The 389-nt window shown below is 32.6% G+C and carries 1 pseudogene; it reads right to left on the reverse strand.

The annotated features are described in order from the left end of the window. Positions 1 to 119 (reverse strand): annotated as a pseudogene (locus KH400_RS24640) (DinB family protein); the annotation flags it as partial. Between the last annotated feature and the right edge of the window lie 270 nt (positions 120 to 389).

Below are 389 nucleotides of genomic sequence, written 5' to 3' on the forward strand. Positions count from 1 at the left end.
GACATGGAAGTATCTGTTGGCTTGTAATCGTAATCGTCCTTACTAATCTTTTCTACTAATTCATTTGTTACAAGACGATGTGATAGAAAGTAATCTTTGTAATGAGTGCTTTTTGTCATGTGGATCCTCCCTCATATTATCTAATATCAATTTAAAGGTAAATTTTGTAAGTGTAATAGTCAAGAAAGAGGACTTTGCCCATTTGAAGTTCTGTTATTTGATCTTTGGTTTTTTTGTATTATACTTTGATAAGTCGACGTTACTTGTAAGATTCAAATTTATTACATAGGTTATGAGACTTTAGAAACTTTTAGGAAAGGTGCTTTTTGTTTATGTTACATAATCCAACGGGGAAAGAGCGGTTAGGGTTAGCTTTCTTACTCGGGATG

The organism is Desertibacillus haloalkaliphilus (assembly GCF_019039105.1).
Classification (GTDB): domain Bacteria; phylum Bacillota; class Bacilli; order Bacillales; family KJ1-10-99; genus Desertibacillus; species Desertibacillus haloalkaliphilus.